Origin of the sequence: Ferdinandcohnia jepli (genome assembly GCF_047246645.1) — a bacterium.
Classification (GTDB): domain Bacteria; phylum Bacillota; class Bacilli; order Bacillales; family Bacillaceae_L; genus Ferdinandcohnia.
Map to the genome: position 1 here is coordinate 1 of NZ_JBFOKR010000043.1, position 3,593 is coordinate 3,593.

General features: G+C 39.0%; 2 protein-coding genes. Both read left to right on the forward strand.

Translation table 11 applies throughout. From position 1 onward, the window contains the following. Positions 1 to 159 precede the first annotated feature (159 nt). A complete protein-coding gene (locus AB3M96_RS23550) occupies positions 160 to 1,443 on the forward strand; it encodes an IS110 family RNA-guided transposase (RefSeq protein ID WP_412970048.1) in 1,284 nt (427 codons plus the stop codon). Between the two features lie 442 nt (positions 1,444 to 1,885). Beyond that, complete coding sequence (locus AB3M96_RS23555; protein ID WP_412970048.1) at positions 1,886 to 3,169, forward strand: IS110 family RNA-guided transposase; 1,284 nt, start codon at positions 1,886 to 1,888, stop codon at positions 3,167 to 3,169. Positions 3,170 to 3,593: the final 424 nt, after the last annotated feature.

Genomic DNA, 3,593 nt, shown 5'->3' on the forward strand with positions numbered 1-3,593 from the left:
GTGAGACCCCGCAGGAGCTTGCGACGAGGAGCATTCCTGTAATAATGTAATTTGGTTAAATATCGAAGTTTTTAAGATGTGCATAAAAAAAGCCCCCTTGGTAAGATAGAGAGTGTCGTGCATGACCTCGAATTAATTACCGAAGGGAGACTTCTAATAATGGATTTTACACAAAATCAACGACTTATGCAAATCAATGAACACACACTAATAATTGGGATAGATATCGCCAAACACAAACATGTTGCCAGGGCAATAGACGATCGTGGCATAGATTTATCTAAAAGATTAATATTTCCTAATTCATTAGAGGGATTCAAACTTTTACTTGAGTGGGCAAAGAGATTAAGTGAAGAAACATGCCGACCTAAGTTAATAATTGGGATGGAGCCTACCGGCCATTATTGGATGAATTTAGCTTATTTCTTGAAATCTCAGGGCATTAACCCTGTTGTTGTAAACCCGATGAAGGTGAAAAAGTCGAAAGAACTGGATGATGATTCACCAACAAAAAATGATACTAAAGATGCGAAAGTAATCGCTCAAGTTATCCGAGCTGGACGCTATCATGAGCCTGTGTTACCGGAGGGTTTATACGCAGAGCTGCGTGAAGGAATGAAACTCTACGACATCATTCAAGAGGATTTGTCTTCTATTAAAGCACAAATCCATAATGTGCTAGATCGGTTTTTTCCTGAATTTCTAACAGTATTTAAAGAATGGGATGGAAAAACTGCGTTATTTGTATTGAAATGTGGATATCTGCCAGAAGACATTTGTAAAAAAACAGAAGAAGAACTTCTCATAGAAGTGAAGACATCAGTAAAGAACATTAGTTTAACGACTATTCGTAAACTAAAAGAAGCAGCTGCCTCTAGTGTTGGATTAACAGTTGGCCTTCGAATGGGACGAGAAGAAATACGTTATCTTGTAGAGCAGTTTCACCTTTTAAATGAACGTCTACAAGCCTTAAAAGAAGAGCTTGAACAGCTTGTCTTTCAAATACCAGGTGCGGAGCGAATGATAGCTATAAAAGGCATCGGTTCCATGACTATCGTCGGTTTCTTTGCGGAGGTTGGTGACCTTTCAAATTATAGAGATCCACGCCAAATTATAAAATTAGCGGGTCTCAATTTAATGATGAACCAATCAGGAAAACACAAAGGGAAAACCACTATAACGAAGCGTGGTAGAAGAAGGCTCCGTTCCATTTTATATCAAGTCGCTCGTCCATTGGCCTTTCATAATGTTGGGTTTAAAGCCTTGCATAATTATTACAAAAACAGAAGCAAGAATCCCCTAACTGGGAAGCAATCTTACGTAGCATTAGGTCGAAAATTAATTAAAATTCTATTTGTGATAGGAACTCAGAAGCGTGAATTTAGTGAAGAACGAATGCTTCAAGATATTCCCCATATTACTGACGTACAGGTCGCAGCTTAACACATAGTAGGTTTCAAGTATTTGTTTCTAGCTTTTTGAAAAGACAAAAGAAAGCACGGATTAGCCGGTCATCATTCCGAGCATTAGGGCATAGACCCACCCGAGGAGCATATCCGGCATCCACACATGGTAAGGTCGAACGAAGGAATTTGCGCGCATAGACGCCGAGAGAAATGGGAGGGTCCACCACCATGTCGCTAGTGGAGATCCAAAGGTGCAACTATAATCTTTTACCTTTAATTGGAAAAATTGCACTTCCGGTCTATTAACACGCAAATGTTTTTTCCATATATTTTAAAATATGGATGTATCTAGTTAACCTATACCATGCTTTTTCTTTTGGCACCTAAAGAAAAACAAAGAAATACTAAGAAATCTGTAGGTTTCGTGAGGGAGTGTCGTGCATGACCTCGAATTAATTACCGAAGGGAGACTTCTAATAATGGATTTTACACAAAATCAACGACTTATGCAAATCAATGAACACACACTAATAATTGGGATAGATATCGCCAAACACAAACATGTTGCCAGGGCAATAGACGATCGTGGCATAGATTTATCTAAAAGATTAATATTTCCTAATTCATTAGAGGGATTCAAACTTTTACTTGAGTGGGCAAAGAGATTAAGTGAAGAAACATGCCGACCTAAGTTAATAATTGGGATGGAGCCTACCGGCCATTATTGGATGAATTTAGCTTATTTCTTGAAATCTCAGGGCATTAACCCTGTTGTTGTAAACCCGATGAAGGTGAAAAAGTCGAAAGAACTGGATGATGATTCACCAACAAAAAATGATACTAAAGATGCGAAAGTAATCGCTCAAGTTATCCGAGCTGGACGCTATCATGAGCCTGTGTTACCGGAGGGTTTATACGCAGAGCTGCGTGAAGGAATGAAACTCTACGACATCATTCAAGAGGATTTGTCTTCTATTAAAGCACAAATCCATAATGTGCTAGATCGGTTTTTTCCTGAATTTCTAACAGTATTTAAAGAATGGGATGGAAAAACTGCGTTATTTGTATTGAAATGTGGATATCTGCCAGAAGACATTTGTAAAAAAACAGAAGAAGAACTTCTCATAGAAGTGAAGACATCAGTAAAGAACATTAGTTTAACGACTATTCGTAAACTAAAAGAAGCAGCTGCCTCTAGTGTTGGATTAACAGTTGGCCTTCGAATGGGACGAGAAGAAATACGTTATCTTGTAGAGCAGTTTCACCTTTTAAATGAACGTCTACAAGCCTTAAAAGAAGAGCTTGAACAGCTTGTCTTTCAAATACCAGGTGCGGAGCGAATGATAGCTATAAAAGGCATCGGTTCCATGACTATCGTCGGTTTCTTTGCGGAGGTTGGTGACCTTTCAAATTATAGAGATCCACGCCAAATTATAAAATTAGCGGGTCTCAATTTAATGATGAACCAATCAGGAAAACACAAAGGGAAAACCACTATAACGAAGCGTGGTAGAAGAAGGCTCCGTTCCATTTTATATCAAGTCGCTCGTCCATTGGCCTTTCATAATGTTGGGTTTAAAGCCTTGCATAATTATTACAAAAACAGAAGCAAGAATCCCCTAACTGGGAAGCAATCTTACGTAGCATTAGGTCGAAAATTAATTAAAATTCTATTTGTGATAGGAACTCAGAAGCGTGAATTTAGTGAAGAACGAATGCTTCAAGATATTCCCCATATTACTGACGTACAGGTCGCAGCTTAACACATAGTAGGTTTCAAGTATTTGTTTCTAGCTTTTTGAAAAGACAAAAGAAAGCACGGATTAGCCGGTCATCATTCCGAGCATTAGGGCATAGACCCACCCGAGGAGCATATCCGGCATCCACACATGGTAAGGTCGAACGAAGGAATTTGCGCGCATAGACGCCGAGAGAAATGGGAGGGTCCACCACCATGTCGCTAGTGGAGATCCAAAGGTGCAACTATAATCTTTTACCTTTAATTGGAAAAATTGCACTTCCGGTCTATTAACACGCAAATGTTTTTTCCATATATTTTAAAATATGGATGTATCTAGTTAACCTATACCATGCTTTTTCTTTTGGCACCTAAAGAAAAACAAAGAAATACTAAGAAATCTGTAGGTTTCGTGAGGGAGGCTCACGGTCCGCCCGCGGAAAGCGAGT

Coding starts and splice junctions, on each gene's coding strand:
- AB3M96_RS23550 (WP_412970048.1), top strand. CDS start 160: ATGGATTTTACACAAAATCAACGACTTATGCAAATCAATGAACACACA.
- AB3M96_RS23555 (WP_412970048.1), top strand. CDS start 1,886: ATGGATTTTACACAAAATCAACGACTTATGCAAATCAATGAACACACA.